Here is a 1,053-nt window from a genome sequence, read left to right on the forward strand (position 1 = left end):
GACTGCCGGGGTCAACTCGGAGGAAGGTGAGGACGACGTCAAATCATCATGCCCCTTATGTCTTGGGCTTCACGCATGCTACAATGGCCGGTACAATGGGTTGCGATACTGTGAGGTGGAGCTAATCCCAAAAAGCCGGTCTCAGTTCGGATTGGGGTCTGCAACTCGACCCCATGAAGTCGGAGTCGCTAGTAATCGCAGATCAGCAACGCTGCGGTGAATACGTTCCCGGGCCTTGTACACACCGCCCGTCAAGTCACGAAAGTTGGTAACACCCGAAGCCGGTGGCCTAACCCTTGTGGGGGGAGCCGTCGAAGGTGGGACCAGCGATTGGGACTAAGTCGTAACAAGGTAGCCGTACCGGAAGGTGCGGCTGGATCACCTCCTTTCTAAGGAGCATCAGTGCCCGTTGCATCACCGCGTGTGTGATGGCGGGTTGCTCATGGGTGGAACATCAATGAATGGTGCCAGTGGTGGTGCCGGCAGTGCTCGAGTACGTCATGCCTTTGCGGGTGTGGTTGGAATGGGTGGTGTTGGTGGCTGCGAGCTGGTGTTGGCACACTGTTGGGTCCTGGAACAGCAGGTGCCCTGACCTGTGAGGGTTGGGGTTGTTGTTTCTGGTGTCCGTGCCTTGTGAAGCTGGCCTGTGGGGTTGGTGGATGGGGTGTGGGTTGTTGTTTGAGAACTGCATAGTGGACGCGAGCATCTTATTTTTTGTTGCTGCATCGTTGATCGCACTGTTCCCCCCTGGGGTGGTGTGTGAGGTGTGGTGATGCCGAGAATGACATCTTAGTTAGATATTGCTCATTTGAGGACTTTCATTGTGTGTGAAAGTTTCCAAGGGCGCATGGTGGATGCCTTGGCAACAGGAGCCGAAGAAGGACGTGGGAATCTGCGATAAGCCTGGTGGAGTCGATAACCGGACGTTGAGACCAGGATTTCCGAATGGGGAAACCCCGCACGACGTGTCGTGTGACCCCCGGTTGAACACATAGACCGGGTGGAGGGAACGTGGGGAAGTGAAACATCTCAGTACCCACAGGAAGAGAAAAC

General features: G+C 55.7%; 2 rRNA genes. Both read left to right on the forward strand.

The features are described 5' to 3' along the window. Positions 1-389, forward strand: a 16S ribosomal RNA gene (locus C6558_RS38710); the annotation flags it as partial. A gap of 438 nt (positions 390-827) precedes the next feature. Further along, a 23S ribosomal RNA gene (locus C6558_RS38715) occupies positions 828-1,053 on the forward strand; the annotation flags it as partial.

The sequence above is a fragment of the Ensifer sp. NM-2 genome (assembly GCF_003024455.1).
GTDB classification, from domain to species: Bacteria; Pseudomonadota; Alphaproteobacteria; order Rhizobiales; family Rhizobiaceae; genus Ensifer; species Ensifer canadensis.